At 73.4% G+C, this 16,071-nt stretch carries 17 protein-coding genes and 1 tRNA gene; 6 read left to right on the top strand and 12 right to left on the bottom strand.

Annotated elements, in window-relative coordinates; translation table 11 throughout:
• Positions 1–92 precede the first annotated feature (92 nt).
• The 7 genes from IE219_RS21675 to galU form a co-directional block, all read right to left on the bottom strand.
• Positions 93–169, bottom strand: a tRNA-Ala gene (locus IE219_RS21675).
• A 99-nt stretch (positions 170–268) separates the two neighbouring features.
• Complete coding sequence (gene sepX, locus IE219_RS21680) at positions 269–1,273, bottom strand: divisome protein SepX/GlpR (RefSeq protein ID WP_189979960.1); 1,005 nt, start codon at positions 1,271–1,273, stop codon at positions 269–271.
• A gap of 146 nt (positions 1,274–1,419) precedes the next feature.
• Positions 1,420–2,040 carry a GNAT family N-acetyltransferase gene (locus tag IE219_RS21685; protein WP_189979961.1) on the bottom strand — a complete coding sequence of 207 codons (621 nt, stop codon included), beginning with the start codon at positions 2,038–2,040 and terminating at the stop codon, positions 1,420–1,422.
• Positions 2,037–2,627 (bottom strand): MogA/MoaB family molybdenum cofactor biosynthesis protein, encoded by a 591-nt coding sequence (locus IE219_RS21690; RefSeq protein WP_189979963.1) that lies wholly within the window; start codon positions 2,625–2,627, stop codon positions 2,037–2,039. Before IE219_RS21690 ends, IE219_RS21685 begins: the two co-directional genes overlap by 4 nt.
• Positions 2,624–3,109, bottom strand: coding sequence for a cyclic pyranopterin monophosphate synthase MoaC (gene moaC, locus IE219_RS21695; protein ID WP_189979965.1), 486 nt, complete (start codon positions 3,107–3,109; stop codon positions 2,624–2,626). Before moaC ends, IE219_RS21690 begins: the two co-directional genes overlap by 4 nt.
• Before the next feature lie 57 nt (positions 3,110–3,166).
• The gene (gene glp / locus IE219_RS21700) at positions 3,167–4,537 is read right to left on the bottom strand and encodes a molybdotransferase-like divisome protein Glp (protein ID WP_373298867.1); all 1,371 of its coding nucleotides are present in this window, start codon (positions 4,535–4,537) and stop codon (positions 3,167–3,169) included.
• A gap of 4 nt (positions 4,538–4,541) precedes the next feature.
• The gene (gene galU, locus IE219_RS21705; protein ID WP_189979967.1) at positions 4,542–5,453 is read right to left on the bottom strand and encodes a UTP--glucose-1-phosphate uridylyltransferase GalU; all 912 of its coding nucleotides are present in this window, start codon (positions 5,451–5,453) and stop codon (positions 4,542–4,544) included.
• Between the two features lie 95 nt (positions 5,454–5,548).
• Between galU and IE219_RS21710 the strand changes: the two genes are divergently transcribed.
• A complete protein-coding gene (locus tag IE219_RS21710; RefSeq protein ID WP_229849920.1) occupies positions 5,549–6,154 on the top strand; it encodes a 5-formyltetrahydrofolate cyclo-ligase in 606 nt (201 codons plus the stop codon).
• Here the strand turns inward: IE219_RS21710 and IE219_RS21715 are convergent, their stop codons facing one another.
• On the bottom strand, positions 6,155–8,902 hold the full coding sequence (locus tag IE219_RS21715) for a penicillin acylase family protein (RefSeq protein ID WP_189979969.1): 2,748 nt from the start codon (positions 8,900–8,902) through the stop codon (positions 6,155–6,157).
• A 259-nt stretch (positions 8,903–9,161) separates the two neighbouring features.
• On the opposite strand from IE219_RS21715, the gene IE219_RS21720 reads away from it, so the two are divergent.
• From IE219_RS21720 to mscL, 5 genes are all read left to right on the top strand, one after another.
• Entirely contained in the window at positions 9,162–10,709 is a 1,548-nt protein-coding gene (locus tag IE219_RS21720) for a potassium/proton antiporter (RefSeq protein WP_229849921.1), read from the top strand.
• Between the two features lie 265 nt (positions 10,710–10,974).
• On the top strand, positions 10,975–12,252 hold the full coding sequence (locus tag IE219_RS21725; protein WP_189979970.1) for an MFS transporter: 1,278 nt from the start codon (positions 10,975–10,977) through the stop codon (positions 12,250–12,252).
• Positions 12,253–12,320: 68 nt separating this feature from the next.
• Positions 12,321–12,629 carry an FmdB family zinc ribbon protein gene (locus IE219_RS21730; RefSeq protein ID WP_189979971.1) on the top strand — a complete coding sequence of 103 codons (309 nt, stop codon included), beginning with the start codon at positions 12,321–12,323 and terminating at the stop codon, positions 12,627–12,629.
• Positions 12,630–12,987: 358 nt separating this feature from the next.
• The gene (locus IE219_RS21735; protein WP_189979972.1) at positions 12,988–13,494 is read left to right on the top strand and encodes a hypothetical protein; all 507 of its coding nucleotides are present in this window, start codon (positions 12,988–12,990) and stop codon (positions 13,492–13,494) included.
• 114 nt (positions 13,495–13,608) lie between these two features.
• Positions 13,609–14,115: a large conductance mechanosensitive channel protein MscL gene (gene mscL / locus IE219_RS21740; protein WP_229849922.1), complete on the top strand. Its 507-nt coding sequence runs from the start codon at positions 13,609–13,611 to the stop codon at positions 14,113–14,115.
• 19 nt (positions 14,116–14,134) lie between these two features.
• On the opposite strand, the gene IE219_RS21745 is transcribed toward mscL, so the two are convergent.
• From IE219_RS21745 to IE219_RS21760, 4 genes are all read right to left on the bottom strand, one after another.
• Entirely contained in the window at positions 14,135–14,353 is a 219-nt protein-coding gene (locus IE219_RS21745) for a hypothetical protein (protein ID WP_189979974.1), read from the bottom strand.
• A gap of 73 nt (positions 14,354–14,426) precedes the next feature.
• Positions 14,427–14,837, bottom strand: a complete 411-nt coding sequence (locus IE219_RS21750; protein ID WP_189979975.1) for a hypothetical protein — start codon at positions 14,835–14,837, stop codon at positions 14,427–14,429.
• The gene (locus IE219_RS21755) at positions 14,834–15,469 is read right to left on the bottom strand and encodes a QcrA and Rieske domain-containing protein (RefSeq protein WP_189979976.1); all 636 of its coding nucleotides are present in this window, start codon (positions 15,467–15,469) and stop codon (positions 14,834–14,836) included. Before IE219_RS21755 ends, IE219_RS21750 begins: the two co-directional genes overlap by 4 nt.
• Positions 15,466–16,065, bottom strand: a complete 600-nt coding sequence (locus IE219_RS21760) for a 4Fe-4S dicluster domain-containing protein (protein ID WP_189979977.1) — start codon at positions 16,063–16,065, stop codon at positions 15,466–15,468. Before IE219_RS21760 ends, IE219_RS21755 begins: the two co-directional genes overlap by 4 nt.
• Between the last annotated feature and the right edge of the window lie 6 nt (positions 16,066–16,071).

Here is a 16,071-nt window from a genome sequence, read left to right on the forward strand (position 1 = left end):
GGGCGCTCCCCCGGGCAAAGGCCGGTACGGGCGCGCCCCCTGGGCAAAAGAAAGATCCCGCCCGATCTTTCGATCGGACGGGATCCCTTCGCTGGTGGACCTGAGGGGATTCGAACCCCTGACCCCCTCGATGCGAACGAGGTGCGCTACCGGACTGCGCCACAGGCCCCTGCGACGTGTGAAACATTAGCACCCCGGTCGGCGAGAAGAAAAATCGCTTCCGCCGCAGGTCAGGTGAAGACCCGTCGACCGGTCCCGCCGGGGGTGCTCACTCGTTGGCCGCGCGGGGGCGGTCGTCGTCGGCGTACTGGTCGAAGAGGGGGGTGCGGCCGTGGTCGCGGCCCCGGCGCGGCGGGGCCTGCCGGCGGCGGGCGGGCGGCTCGGAGGCCGGGGGCTGCTCGGCGGCGGTCGAGGAGCGGGCCGCGCTCCAGGTCTCCGGGTCGGTCACGTCCACGCCGTTCGTGGCGCGCGGGGCGACCGGCGCGGTGACGTAGGTGGGCAGCGGCACCGGGACCGGGTCCCAGCTGTCGCCGCGGGCCGGGCCGCGCTCGCGCTGCTGGTCCACCCACTCGGCGTGGTCGGTCTGCTCGACCAGGGCGCGCCGGTCGGCCTCCTGCGGGGAGACCTGCGGCGCGGGGGACGGCTCCGGCTCGGGCGCGACGGCCCGGCGGATCTCGCGGAGCCGGGCGGCGGCGTCCTCGGCGCGGCGCCGGTCCATCACGTAGACGAAGCGGCGGCGCTCCTGTCCGCGCAGGTGGACGATGTAGGCGCTGAGCAGAACGGCGGGGACGGCGGGCGCCCACAGGAAGGCAATGCCGCCGACGGCGGCGACGACGGCCCCGAGGGTGAAGGCGGAGAAGAGCACGACGGTGGTGCGCCGGCGGCGGGCCAGGGCCTTGCCGCGGCGGGCCCGCTCGGCGGCGCCGGCGGCGGGCCGGGCGGGGGCCGGTTCGGGCTCGGGGAGTTCGAGGCGCGCCTCGGTCCTGGCCGGAGGCGCGGCGAAGGCCCGGACGTCGACCGAGTCCAGATGCTCGGTCGTCGTGTCCGGGTCCTCGTCGGACGCCGTCCCCCGGGCCGTACGGTCCCGCTCGCGCAACTCCTTGGCGTATCGGCGCTCCATCCCCGCCCGTCCGGACAGGAGCCGGATGGCGGTGCTGAAGCGTTCCGTCGGACGGGCCTCGTTCAGCTCGTCCTGCCTGCGGAGCCACATCGGCACCAAGTAGGCGGCCCAGGCCCCGACGATGACTGCGTAGATGAGGCCGCTGCTGCTCACGCCTCACACGGTAGAGGGGTTCGCGACGGGGCATCGGCCAATTGGCCCGGTGTGTCGCACGATCTGGCTGATATCACTGAACTTTTTTGTGATTGTTCAGATCGAACGGTGTTCATATGCCATTGGAATTCGAACGCTTATGCGAATCAGGCGGCATCCCGGCGTCGCGTCCGCCGCCAGCGGGCCAGCAGCCCCTCCGGGACCTCCTCCGCCGTCAGCGCGAACACCAGGTGGTCCCGCCAGGCGCCGTCGATGTGCAGATAGCGCGGCCGCAGCCCCTCCTCGCGGAAGCCGAGCTTCTCCACCACCCGCCGCGAGGGGCCGTTCTCCGGCCGGATGCACACCTCCATCCGGTGCAGCCCCACCGTCCGGAAGCAGTGGTCGGTGGCGAGCGCCACCGCCGTCGGCATCACCCCGCGCCCGGCGACCTCGGCGTCCACCCAGTACCCCACGTGCCCCGAGCACATCGAGCCCCAGGTGATCCCGGCCACCGTCAACTGCCCGGCCAGCCGGCCCCGGTACTCGACGACGAACGGCAGCATCCGGCCCGCGTGCGCCTCCGACCGCAGGTGGCGGACCATCTGACGGTACGTCGGCCGCTGCGCGGGCGGCATCCCGGGCGCCGGCGGCGGCACCGTCGCCTCCCAGGGGCGCAGCCACTCGCGGTTGCGGCGGTTCACCTCCCGCCAGTCCCGCTGGTCGCGCATCCTTATCGGCCGGAGGACCACGTCCCCGTCGGCAAGCACGACCGGCCAGGCCGCGGTCATGACGCCGGGCCCGCTTCCGCCGGTCTCGGGTGGTCGCCGCCCCGGATCTGGTCCACGGCGTGCCGCAGCAGCGGCTCCAGGACGGCCAGGCCGTCCCGCACCCCGCCGGTCGAGCCCGGCAGGTTCACGATCAGCGTGTGGTCCGCGACCCCGGCGAGACCGCGCGAGAGCGCCGCGGCGGGCACCTTCTCCCGGCCGTACGCGCGGATCGCCTCCGGGATGCCGGGGATCTCCCGGTCCAGGAGCCGGGCCGTCGCCTCGGGCGTCTCGTCGGTCGGCGAGACGCCGGTGCCGCCGGTCGTGAGGATCACGTCGTACCCGGCCGCGACCCCGGCCCGCAGCGCCTCCTCGACCGGCGCCCCGTCGGGCACCACCCGCGGGCCGTCGACCGCGAAGCCCAGGCCGCGCAGGGCCTCGGCGATCAGCGGACCGCCCCTGTCCTCGTAGACCCCGGCGAAGGCCCGGTTGGAGGCGGTGACGACGAGCGCCGCGTACGGGGCGGTCAGGGCGCCGCCCGCCGCCGGGGGCTCCGCGGGAGCGGGCTCCGCGTGGTCGTGCGCGCCCGCGACCCGGCCGCCGCGCGTCACGCCTCGCCCCTGGTCCAGCGGCCGGACTTGCCGCCGGTCTTCTCCTCCACCCGCACGTCGGAGATGACCGCGCCCTTGTCGACCGCCTTGACCATGTCCACGACCGTCAGGGCGGCCACCGAGACGGCGGTCAGGGCCTCCATCTCGACGCCCGTGCGGTCCGCGGTCCGCACCGTGGCCAGGATCTCCACCGCGTCGTCCGCGACCGTGAGGTCCAGCGTCACGCCCGAGAGGGCCAGCGGGTGGCAGAGCGGGATCAGGTCCGGGGTCCGCTTGGCGCCCATGATCCCGGCGATCCGGGCGGTGGCCAGCGCGTCGCCCTTCGGGACGCCCTCGCCGCGCAGCAGCTCGATCACGCGCGGCGAGACGAGGACCCGCCCGCTGGCGCGCGCGGTGCGCGCCGTGACGTCCTTCGCGGAGACGTCGACCATGCGGGCCGCCCCCGCCTCGTCGATGTGGGTGAGACCTTGCTGCGTGCTCATCGCCGTGACACTCCCGGTGGCTGTGTGGGACGACACCGTACCCCCACCCGCCGCGCCTCAGCCGAGGAGGACCACGTCCAGCTCCTCGCCCGGCTCGGCCGATTCCCGGGCCTCGGGGACCACCAGCAGGCAGTCCGCGTGGGCGAGGGCCGCGACCAGGTGGGAGCCGGCACCGCCCACGGGGGTGACGGTGCCCGCCTCGGGGTCGTACCTCCCCCGGAGGAACTGCCGCCGGCCCGCCGGGGAGGAGAGCGGGGCGTCCGCCTCCAGGGTCGCCCGGACCACCGGCCGGTGCAGCTCCGCGAGGCCCATCAGGGCGCGGATCGCGGGCCGGACGAAGAGCTCGAAGGAGACGTACGAGGAGACCGGGTTGCCCGGCAGGGCGAGCAGCGGGATCTGCTCGGGGCCGACCGCGCCGAAGCCCTGCGGCTTGCCCGGCTGCATCGCCAGCCTGCGGAAGTCGACCTGGCCGCCCTCGGCCAGCGCCTCCTTCACCACGTCGTAGGCGCCAACGCTGACGCCGCCGGTGGTGACCATCAGGTCGGCGCGGATCAGCTGGTCCTCGATGGTGGCGCGCAGCGACTCGGCGTCGTCGGCGACCGCGCCGACCCGGTAGGCGAGCGCGCCCGCGTCCCGGGCGGCGGCGGCCAGCGCGAAGCTGTTGGAGTCGTGGATCTGGCCGGGGCCCAGCTCCTCTCCGGGCTGGACGAGTTCGCTGCCGGTGGAGAGGACCACGACCCGGGGGCGGGGGCGGACCAGGACGGTGCCCCGGCCGATCGCCGCGAGCAGGCCGATCTGCGGCGGCCCGAGGACGGTGCCCGCCGCGAGGGCGAGCTCCCCGGCCCGCACGTCGCTGCCGGTCCGGCGGACGTGGGCGCCCGCCCCGGCCGCGCGGTGCACCCGCACCTCGCCGGCCGCGCCCTCGGGGGCGGCGGACGCGGCCCGCATGCCGGTGGCGGCGCCGCCGCCGGTGCCGCCGTCGGTCCACTCGACCGGGACGACGGCCTCGGCGCCGGGCGGCAGCGGAGCACCGGTCATGATCCGGGCGGCCTGGCCGGGGCCGACCTCGGGCAGCCCGCCGTCGCCCGCGGCGACGTCCCCGACGACGGTGAGGACGGCCGGGAACTCCCCGGTCGCGCCCGCGACGTCGGCGACCCGGACCGCGTACCCGTCCATGGAGCTGTTGTCGAACGGCGGCAGCGCCGCCGGCACCGTCACGTCCTCGACCAGGACGCAGCCCTGGGCGTCGAGGAGCTGGAGCTCGATCGGGTCGAGCGGGCGGACCGTGGCCAGGATGTCGGCCAGGTGCTCGTCGACCGACCACAGGCCGCGGGCCGGGCCCGCGCAGGGGTCGCCCGGCGCGTGCTCGTGCTCCCCGTGCTCCTCGGGATCCCCGTGCTCCCGGGACGGTGCCGCGTCGCTGCTCAAGGTGCTACATCTCCTCGTTGACGTATCGCCGGAGCCAGGTCCGGAAGTCCGGCCCCAGATCCTCACGCTCGCACGCGAGTCTGACAATGGCCCGCAGGTAGTCGCCGCGGTCGCCGGTGTCGTAGCGGCGGCCCTTGAAGACGACGCCGTGCACCGGGCCGCCGAGCTTCTCGTCGCTCGCGAGCTTCTGGAGGGCGTCGGTGAGCTGGATCTCGCCGCCCCGGCCCGGCTCGGTCTCCCGCAGTATGTCGAAGACGGCGGGGTCCAGGACGTAGCGGCCGATCACCGCGTAGTTGCTGGGCGCCTCCGACGGCTCCGGCTTCTCGACCAGGTCCGTGACCCGCACCACGTCGCCGTCGGCGGTCGCCTCGACCGCCGCGCAGCCGTACAGGTGGATCTGGGAGGGCTCGACCTCCATCAGCGCGACGACGCTGCCGCCCTCGCGCTCCTGGATCTCGACCATCCGCGCGAGCAGCGGGTCGCGCGGGTCGATCAGGTCGTCGCCGAGGAGGACGGCGAAGGGCTGGTCGCCGACGTGCGGGGCCGCGCACAGCACCGCGTGGCCGAGGCCGCGCGGGTCGCCCTGGCGCACGTAGTGCATGGTGGCGAGGTCGCTGGACTCCTGGACGCGGGAGAGGCGGGCCTCGTCGCCCTTGCGGGTCAGCGCCTCCTCCAGCTCGTAGTTCCGGTCGAAGTGGTCCTCCAGCGCCCTCTTGCTGCGGCCGGTGATCATGAGCACGTCGGAGAGGCCCGCGGCGACGGCCTCCTCGACGACGTACTGGATGGCCGGCTTGTCGACGACCGGCAGCATCTCTTTGGGAGTCGCCTTGGTGGCCGGGAGGAAGCGGGTACCGAGACCGGCGGCCGGGATGACGGCCTTGCTGATGCCGCCCGCCCTGGGGAACAACTGATTCATGCGGGCATCTTATCCGCCAGGGAATGAGAGAAAAATGTGACTCCGATTAAGTTCATCCCTATAAAAGCCGATTCATGAGAATGCCGAGGACCCCCGTGAAGGAAAACCGTCCTGATCCGGTCGGTAAGGGCGCCCTGCGCCGCCGCCTGCTCGACGCGCGCGCCGCGCTCGGCCCCGACGCCCTGGCGCGGGCCGCCGAGGGCTTCGCCGCGCACGGCCTGGACCTGCCCGAACTCGCCGGAGCCGGCACCGTCGCCGCGTACGTCTCGGTGGGCCGCGAGCCCGGCACGCGCGGGCTGCTGGACGCCCTGCACGCGCGCGGGACGCGCGTCCTGCTGCCGGTGCTGCTGCCCGACAACGACCTGGACTGGGCGGTCTACGAGGGCCCCGGCGGGCTCGCGAAGGCGGGCCGGGGCCTGCTGGAGCCGACCGGCCCCCGGCTCGGCCCGGACGCCGTCACCGCGGCGGACGCGGTACTGCTCCCGGGGCTCGCGGTGGACGCGCGCGGCATGCGGCTGGGCCGGGGCGGCGGCTCGTACGACCGGGTCCTGGCCCGGCTCGCCCGCGCCGGGAAGGACCCGGCCCTGGTGGTGCTCCTCTACGCGGACGAGGTGGTCGCGCGGGTCCCGGAGGAACCGCACGACCACCCCGTGCACGCGGTGGTCACCCCGAAGGGGGCGACCCGGTTCGGCCGTTCCTGATCACGGCCTGAGCCTCAGCGTGTCCTTCGTCGCCGCGTCGACGGCGGCCTTCCCGTACGCCCAGTCGTACAGCTCGCCGTTGGCCCAGGCGTCCGTCTGGTCGGTGTAGTGGTCGTGGAAGGCGTGGCCGGAGGCGCCGGTCAGGTTGACCCACCGGGACCGGTCCCAGTCGCCGACGTTGACGACCATCCGCATGGAGGGCACCCAGATGACCTCGTAGCCGCCGGCCGCGTTCCAGCCGGTGGCGTCGACGGCCGCCTCGCCGCCGCCCAGGTTCCACGGGCCGCGGTTGAGGAGCCGCTGCACGATGCCGGGGCCGGCGGTGCCGAGGGTCTGGTTCTTCAGCGTCAGCTGGTGCAGGCGGCCCCAGCTCCAGGTGGAGACGTCCTTGCCGAGCTTGGCGGTCAGCTCCCAGCGGGCGTCCTTCATGGCGCGGGCGAGCAGCTGGTCGCGGGTCTCGGTGGCCGGGTCGGTGCGGGTGGCCGGGGTCTTCCACCACTCGCTCCTGTCCTGCTTGAGCAGCGGGCGGACCACCTCGTACCAGCGGTCGCCGCCGTCCGGCTGGGCCGAGTCGGGGTCGCGCTCGCCGCACTCGCGGACCAGCTTGTTCTGCTCGTCGACCGGGCCGGCGGAGTCGGCCGGGCGGACCATGACGCAGTCGCCCTCGGCGCGCACCTCCTTGGGCAGTTTGTCGCCGAAGGAGAGCTTGAGGACGTTGCGCCAGACGGCGTTGAAGTACGCGGCGGCGGCCGAGTCGGGCTCCTGCGCGTAGTCCCAGCCCTCAAGGAGCTTCTGGGCCTCGCGGACGTACGGGTCGGAGATGTCGACCTTCAGCAGCAGCGGGTTGAGCAGGGTCGCGATCTCGCTGCGGTTGTCGGTCTGCATGGTGCGCATGTCGTCCGGCGAGATCTTCCCGCCGTCCTTGGTCTTCGACTCGATGAGGTCGTTGATCCGCTGGCTGCGCGAGCCGTAGCCCCAGTCCTTGGTGAGCAGGTCGCGGTAGGAGTCCGGCGAGATGACGGCCTGGTTGGCGGTGACGATGTAGCCGCGCTCGGGGTTGTACTCGTAGGGCAGCTTCTCGAAGGGGATGTAGCCCTTCCAGCGGTACGCGGAGTCCCAGCCGGGCGCGGGCAGGGTGCCGTCGCCCTTGGCGCGCTGCGGGATCTTGCCCGGGGACTGGTAGCCGATGTTGCCCTTGGTGTCGGCGTAGACGAGGTTCTGCGAGGGGACCTCGAAGTTCTTCGCGGCGGCCCGGAACTGCTCGAAGTCCTGGGCGCGGTTGAGGGCGAAGATCGCCTCCATGGAGCGGCCGGGCTGGAGGGCGGTCCACTGGAGGGAGACGCCGTAGCCGGTGGAGCGGTCGGGGGCGGAGTTGCCGACGGGGGCCTTCTGGCCGACCTTCTCCAGTTCGGCGGAGCGGTCGGAGACCAGCGGGCCGTGCTCGGTGGAGCGGACGGTGATGGTGCGGTTCGCGCCGCCGGCGACCTTGATGACCTCTTCGCGGGTGTCGAAGGGCTTGGTCCTGCCGTCGACGAGGTAGCCGTCGGGGCCGATCTTCTCCAGGTAGAGGTCGGTGACGTCGGCGCCGAGGTTGGTGAGGCCCCAGGCGATGGAGTCGTTGTGGCCGATGATCACGCCGGGCATGCCGGAGAAGGTGTAGCCGGCGGTGTCGTAGCGGCAGGTCGCCGAGACGGAGCGGCAGTGCAGGCCCATCTGGTACCAGAGGGACGGCAGCATCGGCGCGAGGTGCGGGTCGTTGGCGAGGAGCGGCTTGCCGGAGGTGGTGAGCTTCCCGGCGACGACCCAGGAGTTGGATCCGATGCCGTTGCCGTTGGGGCCGAGGAGCGCGGGGACGCCGTCGAGGACGTCGGAGAGGCCGGAGAGGGCGCCGAGCTGGGTGCCCGTGCCGCCGCCCGAGCCGGTGCCCGCGCCCGTGCGCGTACCGCCGCCCGTGCCGTCCTCCTCGTCGGCCGCGCCGGCCTCCGGGTCGAACTTCCCGGTGACCGGGTCGACCGCGCCGCGGTCGAGGATCGGCTGGTGCAGGGCGTACGGGTACTCGGGGTAGAGCTGCTTGATCTGGGCCTGCGTCAGCCGGCTGGTGAGCAGCGAGCGGTCGATCTCGTCCTGCATGTTGCCGCGCAGGTCCCAGGCCATCGCCTTGAGCCAGGCGACCGAGTCGACCGGCGTCCACGGCTCGATCGCGTAGTCGTTGGTGAGGGCGAGGGCGGCGTACTCGACGGAGACGTCCTCGGCGTCGCGGTCCTTCAGGTAGGCGTTGACGCCCTCCGCGTACGCCTGGAGGTACTGCTTGGTCTCCTTGCTCAGGACCGTGTCGTACTCCTGCTGCGCGACCCGGCGCCAGCCGAGGGTGCGCAGGAAGGCGTCGGTCTCGACCTGGCTCTCGCCGAACATCTCGGAGAGGCGGCCCGCGGTGAGGTGCCGGCGGACGTCCATCTCGTAGAAGCGGTCCTGCGCCTGGACGTAGCCCTGGGCGCGGAAGAGGTCCGCCTCGTTGTCCGCGTAGATCTGCGGGACGCCGAGGGCGTCGCGCTTCACCTCGACCTCGCCGGAGAGCGAGTCGATCCGGAGCTCGCCGGTGGTCTGCGGGAACGAGGCCCGGACGGTGCCCACGCCCCACCAGCCGCCGAAGGCGACGGCCCCGACCAGCGCAAGGACCAGGAGCAGGACGAGCAGGCGGGCGCGCCTGCCTTTCTTCTTGGCGGGGGGCGCGGTCGTGTTGGAGGGCATCGCTGTCCTTCGAGGGGCAGGGTGGTCCTGGAGTACGGGAGCAACCTTAGGCGCAGCGCCCGCGGCCCCCGGACCCGGCTTCGGGAAGGGAACCGTACGCCCGATCGGCCCAGCGCAAAGAAGGCGTCAAGAAAGCGTTAAAGATTAGGTAAGGTAACGAAGTACCTGCCGCTGGAGGAACGATCCGGCCGCTGCGAGGGAAGGGACCGGCGCACTGACTGTCCACCAGCTCAACGAACTCCTGCTGATCAGCTCACTGGTGCTGCTGATCGCGGTCGCCGCCGTGCGGATCTCGTCCCGCAGCGGGCTCCCCAGCCTGCTGCTCTACCTCGGCATCGGCATCGCGCTCGGCCAGGACGGCATCGGCAACGTCGCCTTCGACAACGCCGAGCTGACCCAGGTCATCGGCTACGCCGCGCTCGTCGTCATCCTCGCCGAGGGCGGTCTCGGCACGAAGTGGAAGGAGATCAAGCCGGCCCTGCCGGCCGCGGTCGTCCTCTCCACCCTCGGTGTCGCCGTCAGCGTCGGCATCACCGCCGCCGGCGCCCACTACCTCGTCGGCCTGGAGTGGCGGCAGGCGCTGATCATCGGCGCGGTCGTCTCCTCCACCGATGCCGCCGCCGTCTTCTCCGTGCTCCGCAAGGTGCCGCTGCCGTCCCGGGTGACCGGCGTCCTGGAGGCCGAGTCCGGCTTCAACGACGCCCCCGTCGTCATCCTCGTCGTCGCCTTCTCCACCGCCGGACCGGTCGACGACTGGTACGTCCTGGTCGGCACGATCGCCCTGGAGCTGGCCATCGGCGCCGCCGTCGGCCTCGCGGTCGGCTTCGTCGGGGCGTACGGGCTCAAGCACATCGCGCTGCCCGCCTCCGGCCTCTACCCGATCGCCGTCATGGCCATCGCCGTCACCGCCTACGCGGCCGGCGCGCTCGCCCACGGCTCCGGCTTCCTCGCCGTCTACCTGGCCTCGATGATCCTCGGCAACGCCAAGCTGCCGCACGCCCCCGCCAACCGGGGCTTCGCCGAGGGCCTCGGCTGGATCGCCCAGATCGGCATGTTCGTCCTGCTCGGCCTGCTCGTCACCCCGCACGACCTGGTCAACGACTTCTGGCCGGCGGTCGTCATCGGCCTGGTCCTGACGATGGTGGCCCGGCCGATGGAGGTCCTGGTCAGCCTGCTGCCCTTCCGGATCCCCTGGCAGGAGCAGGCCCTGATGTCCTGGGCCGGACTGCGCGGCGCCGTCCCCATCATCCTCGCCACCATTCCGATGGTGGGGCAGATCGAGGGCAGCGAGCGGATCTTCAACATCGTCTTCGTGCTCGTCGTCGTCTACACCCTGATCCAGGGCCCGACCCTGCCCTGGCTCGCCAGGGCCCTCAAGCTCGGCGACTCCGCCGGGGCGGCCGACCTGGGCGTGGAGTCCGCCCCGCTGGAGCGGCTGCGCGGCCACCTGCTCTCCGTCGCCGTCCCGGAGGGCTCCCGGATGCACGGCGTGGAGGTCGCCGAGCTGCGGCTGCCGGCCGGTTCGGCCGTCACCCTCGTCGTCCGCGACGGCGCGAGCTTCGTGCCCGGCCCGGCCACCGTGCTCAGGACCGGCGACGAGCTCCTCGTGGTCGCCACCGACCCGGTGCGGGACGCCACCGAGCGCCGGCTGCGGGCGGTCGGCCAGGGCGGCAAGCTGGCCGGCTGGCTCGGCACCGGCGACGGCCGGGAGACGGTCACCCCGACCCGGACCCGCTTCCACCGGCCCTCGTCGGTGACCGGTCCGATACCGGTGAAGCCGGTGAAGGACGAAGGGACGAAGCGTTAATCACGGGCATTAATTCGGGGTCGGAAGCGTTCTCCCCTGTGGAATCACAGGAAGGAGGGCGCTCCTCCCTGTACCATGAAGGCACACTTGATCGAACCAACTCTGCCTGAAGCAGAGCTGGCGCGACCGTATGGCGGCCGCGGAGCCCCTCCCGCAGTGAGGGCCCACCCGGTATCTACCGCAGTTCCGCGCATGAGGACAGCTCTCGGCGACACCGGCACCACCGTGCCACGGCGCGCTACCAGGCGGCAGAAAGGCAAGGACCGTGGCGTCCACGGTCGTCACCGGGAAGCGGCCCGGATACGGGCAGCTCCTGCGCACCCCCGGTGCGCTCTCGTTTCTGATCCCCGGCTTCGCCGCCCGCCAGCCCTTCGCGATGCTCACCATCGGCATCGTCCTGCTGGTCCAGCACACCACCGGTTCCTACGGCAGCGCCGGCGCCGTCGCCGCCGTCACCGGTGTCTCGATGGCCGTCTTCGCCCCGCAGAGCGGCAAGCTCGCCGACCGCTTCGGCCAGCGCGCCGTCCTCCTGCCCGGCGTCCTCGTCCACTCCGCCTCCGTCTCCCTGCTCGTCGTGCTCGCGCTGGCCGGGGCCCCGCTGTGGGCCCTGTTCCTCGCCGCCGTGCCCGCCGGCGCCTCCGTCCCGCAGGTCGGCCCGATGGTCCGGGCCCGCTGGGCGGCGAAGCTGGACGGCACGCCCCTGATGCCGACGGCCGCCGCCTTCGAGTCGGTCACCGACGAGTTCACCTTCGTCGTCGGACCGGTCCTCGCCACCGCCCTGTGCACCGGGATCCACCCGGCCGCCGGCCTGATCACCGAGGCGGCCCTCACCCTCGTCGGCGGCCTCTTCTTCGCCGCCCAGCGCGCCACCCAGCCGCCGCACGGCCTCCTCGCCGCCGGCCGCGCCAACGGCGAGGAGCACCGCTCCGCGCTCTCCGTCCCCGGCGTCCGCGTCCTGATCGTCGCCTTCCTCGGCATCGGCGCCGTCTTCGGCGGGATGCAGGTCTCGCTGACCGCCTTCAGCGAGGAGATCGGCAACCCCGGCGCCAACGGCCTGCTGTACGGCGTCTTCGCGGCCGGCAACATGCTCGCGGGCATCGCCATGGGCGCCGTCGCCTGGAAGGGCGGGCCCCTGCGCCGCCTGATCCTGGGCTACACCGGCCTCACCGTCGCCGCGTCCCTGCTGTGGACCGCGCACTCGGTGGTGCTCCTCGCCGCCCTCGGCCTGGTCGTCGGCCTGTTCATCGCCCCGGCGCTGATCACCGGCTACACCATCGTCGAGACCCTGGTCCCGGCGACCGCCAGGACCGAGGCGTTCACCTGGCTCACCGGCGCCGTCGCGCTGGGCCAGGCCGCCGCCGTCACCGTCGCCGGCCGGCTCGCCGACGCGCACGGCTCCGGCGCCGGATTCCTCGTCCCGGCGGCCGGCACGGCGCTCGCCTTCGTCACCCTCGTCGCCCTGCGCGCGCGGCTCCGGCCGCGCGAGACGAGCCGGGTCGCGGCACGTGGTGTCGGTCACCGCGTGCCGGTGGCGGTGGACTGAACCCGCGGAATACGTCACTATGGACCGTCGTTAGCACTCGATGAGTGTGAGTGCCAGGAGGAAGACTAGTGCCGACCTACCAGTACCAGTGCACCGAGTGCGGCGAGGGCCTTGAGGCGGTCCAGAAGTTCACGGATGACGCGCTGACCGAGTGCCCCGCCTGCCACGGCCGCCTCAAGAAGGTGTTCTCGGCCGTCGGCATCGTCTTCAAGGGCTCCGGCTTCTACCGGAACGACAGCCGCGGCGCCTCGTCCAGCAGCTCGCCCGCCTCGAAGGGCACGTCGACGACCTCGACCCCTTCGCCGGCCCCGGCGGCCTCGTCGTCCGACGCGAAGCCGTCGTCCTCGCCGAAGCCCACCTCGACGCCGGCCGCCTGACCCGCGCCGAAAGCTCCGCCGAAGGCCCCGTCCGCACCTCACGGCCGGGGCCTTCGGCATGCCTGCGGCGGTGGACGGCCCGGTCCGTCCGCGCCCCCTCGCACGGGTGACCGGGTTGTCCACACCCGGGGGTCTGTCCACAGGCTGAAGCGGGGACGCGGGAACGGCGGGAGAGTGGGCCCGTCCACATGTCCCGCGCGGGGTGCCTGTACGGGTCCCCTCGTACGGGCTCCTTTGTACGGGTCCCCTCGTGCGGGGTTGCCTGTACGGGGGCTCCGCCCGGGGGCCCGTACGGCTCCGCGTCGGCGCCCGTGCCGGTGCCCGTGCGGGGCCGGCCGACCGGAAGGCGGTGTCCGCCGTGACCGAATCCGACTCCCCCACCCCCGTCCCCGCGCCGTGCGGGGTCCCGCCCTTTCCGCCGCTGCGGGTGCGCGGCACCCGGTCCCGGCTGCGCCGCGCCCTGCGGCGGCACCGGCACCTGCCCGTCACCCTGCTCGTCCTGACGGCCGCCGCCCTCGCCCTGGCCCGCTCCCCCGGACCCACTCCCGCCCCGGCCCCGGCGCCCGCGCCCGCCGAGGCCGCGGCTCCCGTGCGGCTCGTCTCCGCGCCGGTGCGGATCGCCGACGCGGAGGCCGTACGGCTGCTGCGGCCCGGCGACCGGGTCGACGTCGTCGCCGCGTCCGGCGGCGGGAGCGGCGGCGGGGCGCGCGTGATCGCCCGGTCCGCCCGGGTCGCCCGGGTCCCGGCGGCGGTCGGGGACCGGCCGGACGGCGGGGCACTGGTCGTCCTCGCCGTGCCGCGCGCGACGGCGGCGGAGCTGGCGGGCGCCGCCGTCACCTCTCAACTGGCGGTGACCCTGTGCTGATTCGCACGGACGCTCCGTCAAGTCACCTGCCCGTGTGTACGGATTGGACGCCCTCGTCCCCTTCACGGCCTAATGGCTGCGCACACAGCAGCACATACGAAGAAAGGCACTTCGGTGGCCGAGAAGAAGGAAAGCGTCCTGGCGGGCTTCAAAGCCTTCCTGATGCGCGGGAACGTGATCGACCTCGCGGTGGCGGTCGTCATCGGCGCCGCGTTCACGAACATCGTGAACTCGGTGGTCAAGGGGATCATCAACCCGGTCGTGGGCGCCTTCGGCACGAAGGACCTGGAGAGCTACAGCACCTGTATCCAGGACCCCTGCCAGGTCGTGGACGGCGAGATGCAGGGCATCCTGCTCCAGTGGGGCCTCGTGCTCAGCGCGGTGCTCAGCTTCCTCATCACGGCGGCCGTCGTCTACTTCCTGATGGTCCTGCCGATGGCCAAGGTCCTCGCCAAGCGCGCCGCGCACGACAAGGCGAAGGAGGGCGTGGACGAGGTCATGGAGGTCAGCGAGCTGGAGGTCCTCAAGGAGATCCGCGACCACCTGATCGCGCAGCGCGGGCCGTCCTCCGGCTCGGGTTCCGGCGCCGCCCCGGGCGGTTCCGGGTCGCACTCCGCCTGACCCGGGCGGCGCTCCGGCGTCAGATGTGGTGCGGCGGCTTCTCGTCGAGGAAGCGAGCGAGGTCGGCGGCGCCGCCGCCGGTCAAAGGCCGCTCACCCCACCCGCGGTCCGTGTCGTCCGCGGACTGCGCGTCCAGCGGATCGTCGAAGACGATCGCCGGCCTCGGCTTCCGCGCGTCGTCCGGTGCGGCGGCGGTCGGCCTCGCGTCTCGCGGTCCGTGGGCAGGGGCGGTGCTCATCTCTTCAGGGTACGCCCGCTCCCCCGCCCCGGACCCCGGCGGCCTTCCGCCCGGCCGGCCGGGGTCCGGCCGGTCAGCGGTCCTTCGGATCGAGCGCCCACAGGCCGAGGACGACCAGGAACGACAGGACGAGGAAGCCCGCACCCCACCAGGCGGTGCCGGTGTTCCCGGACATCCACTCGTCCACCACGATGGTCAGCGCCCACAGCTGGCCGATCAGCACCGTGAGCGCCAGCGCGAGCCGCGCCGACAGCTTCGAGGAGCGCTCCGGTTCCTGCTCCGTGCCCGCTCCCGGGCCCGGCCCGGTGTGCCGGACGCGCGGGTCGGCGTATCCGCTGGTGGGCCGGATCTGCGGATACCGCTCGTGCACCGGCCGGTTCAGTCTCGGCTCGGCGCTGCCCGGGTGGTACGAGGGCGGCTGGGCCGGCGGCGGGTCCGCCGGCCGGGGGGCCCTCGGGTCCTGCGGGAAGGCGCTGTCGGTCATGTGCGCTCGCTCCTCTCGCCCTCGGCTCCGGCGCCGCCCCGGCACAGGCGCAGGGCGTCGCCCTGCTGGCGGCACAGACCCTCCTGGAGGCTCTCGCCGGAGCGGGCCGTGCCGATGGCCCAGACGCTCCCGTCGAGCTGCTCGATCAGCAGGACCTTGGGCAGGCCGCGCGGCGGCGGGCCCGCGGTGACCTCCCCGGTGCGGGCGTCGAAGATCCCCTCGTGGCAGGGGCAGTACAGCTCGCCCTCGCTGCCGCGCTCCTTGCGCCACAGGACGGCGCAGGCGAGGTGGGTGCAGACGGCCGAGTAGCCCGCGAGGGTGCCGTCGGCCATGCGGACGGCGATGGCCCGGTCCTCGTCGCCGGGGTAGCGGAAGGCGAGGGACTCGCCGGGCAGGATCCGGTCCGCGATCTTCTTGGGCTCGGGGGTGCCGTCCCCGTCGCCGTGGCGGTGCAGGATGCCGGAGGCGACGGCGACGCCGCCGACGGCGAGTCCGCCGGAGACGGTGGCCACGATCCGCAGGTAGTCGCGGCGGGTGGTGAGGGAGTCGGCGGCGATCCGGTCGTGCAGCGCCTCCTGGGCCGCGTCGGTGTCCCGGGACCCCTCGGCGGGCGGCTGTTCGGTGACGCTCATCTGACATCCACTCCGTTGATCTCTACGACCGGAAGGCCGCCGGGCACGGGCCACCGGACCTTGTCGGCGGGGACGACCATCGCCACGCCGGTGTGGACGACGACGTCGCCGAAGGTGAAGGAGTCGGCGACCTGGACGCCGGGGCGTTCGGCGCGGAGTTCGTCGAGGGTGCCGTAGAAGAGGGCGCCGGTGGGGCAGACGGTGGCGCACATGGGGGCGAGACCGTAGGCGGTGCGGTCGTAGCAGAGGTTGCACTTCATCTGGAGCTTCGCCTGGAGGTCGATCTTGGGCACGCCGAAGGGGCAGGCGTTGACGCAGTTGGCGCAGCCGATGCAGCGGGTGGTGTCGGCCTGCTGCACCACGCCGTCGGCGGTCACCAGGATCGCGTCGGCGGGGCAGACCTCGGCGCAGGGGGCGACGGGGTCCTCGCAGTGCATGCAGACGGTGGGAAGGGAGGCGACGGTATGACCCTCGTCGGGGTAGTCGAGGTGGATCATCGACTTGCCGCGGTGCGAGTCGCATTCGCGGCAGGCGGAGACGCATGCCTGGCAGCCGATGCAGCGGCCCGGGTCGATGAAGATGGTGCGGCCCATCATGAGCGG

This window comes from Streptomyces termitum (genome assembly GCF_014650175.1).
Classification (GTDB): Bacteria; Actinomycetota; Actinomycetes; order Streptomycetales; family Streptomycetaceae; genus Streptomyces; species Streptomyces termitum.

What these genes read in the sequence shown, in the direction of transcription:
- IE219_RS21685 (WP_189979961.1), bottom strand. Translation starts at nt 2,040, where the DNA reads ATGACCGCGGCCTGGCCGGTCGTGCTTGCCGACGGGGACGTGGTCCTC.
- moaC (WP_189979965.1), bottom strand. Translation starts at nt 3,109, where the DNA reads ATGAGCACGCAGCAAGGTCTCACCCACATCGACGAGGCGGGGGCGGCC.
- IE219_RS21745 (WP_189979974.1), bottom strand. Translation starts at nt 14,353, where the DNA reads ATGAGCACCGCCCCTGCCCACGGACCGCGAGACGCGAGGCCGACCGCC.
- IE219_RS21715 (WP_189979969.1), bottom strand. Translation starts at nt 8,902, where the DNA reads ATGCCCTCCAACACGACCGCGCCCCCCGCCAAGAAGAAAGGCAGGCGC.
- IE219_RS21760 (WP_189979977.1), bottom strand. Translation starts at nt 16,065, where the DNA reads ATGATGGGCCGCACCATCTTCATCGACCCGGGCCGCTGCATCGGCTGC.
- galU (WP_189979967.1), bottom strand. Translation starts at nt 5,453, where the DNA reads ATGAATCAGTTGTTCCCCAGGGCGGGCGGCATCAGCAAGGCCGTCATC.
- IE219_RS21755 (WP_189979976.1), bottom strand. Translation starts at nt 15,469, where the DNA reads ATGAGCGTCACCGAACAGCCGCCCGCCGAGGGGTCCCGGGACACCGAC.
- IE219_RS21750 (WP_189979975.1), bottom strand. Translation starts at nt 14,837, where the DNA reads ATGACCGACAGCGCCTTCCCGCAGGACCCGAGGGCCCCCCGGCCGGCG.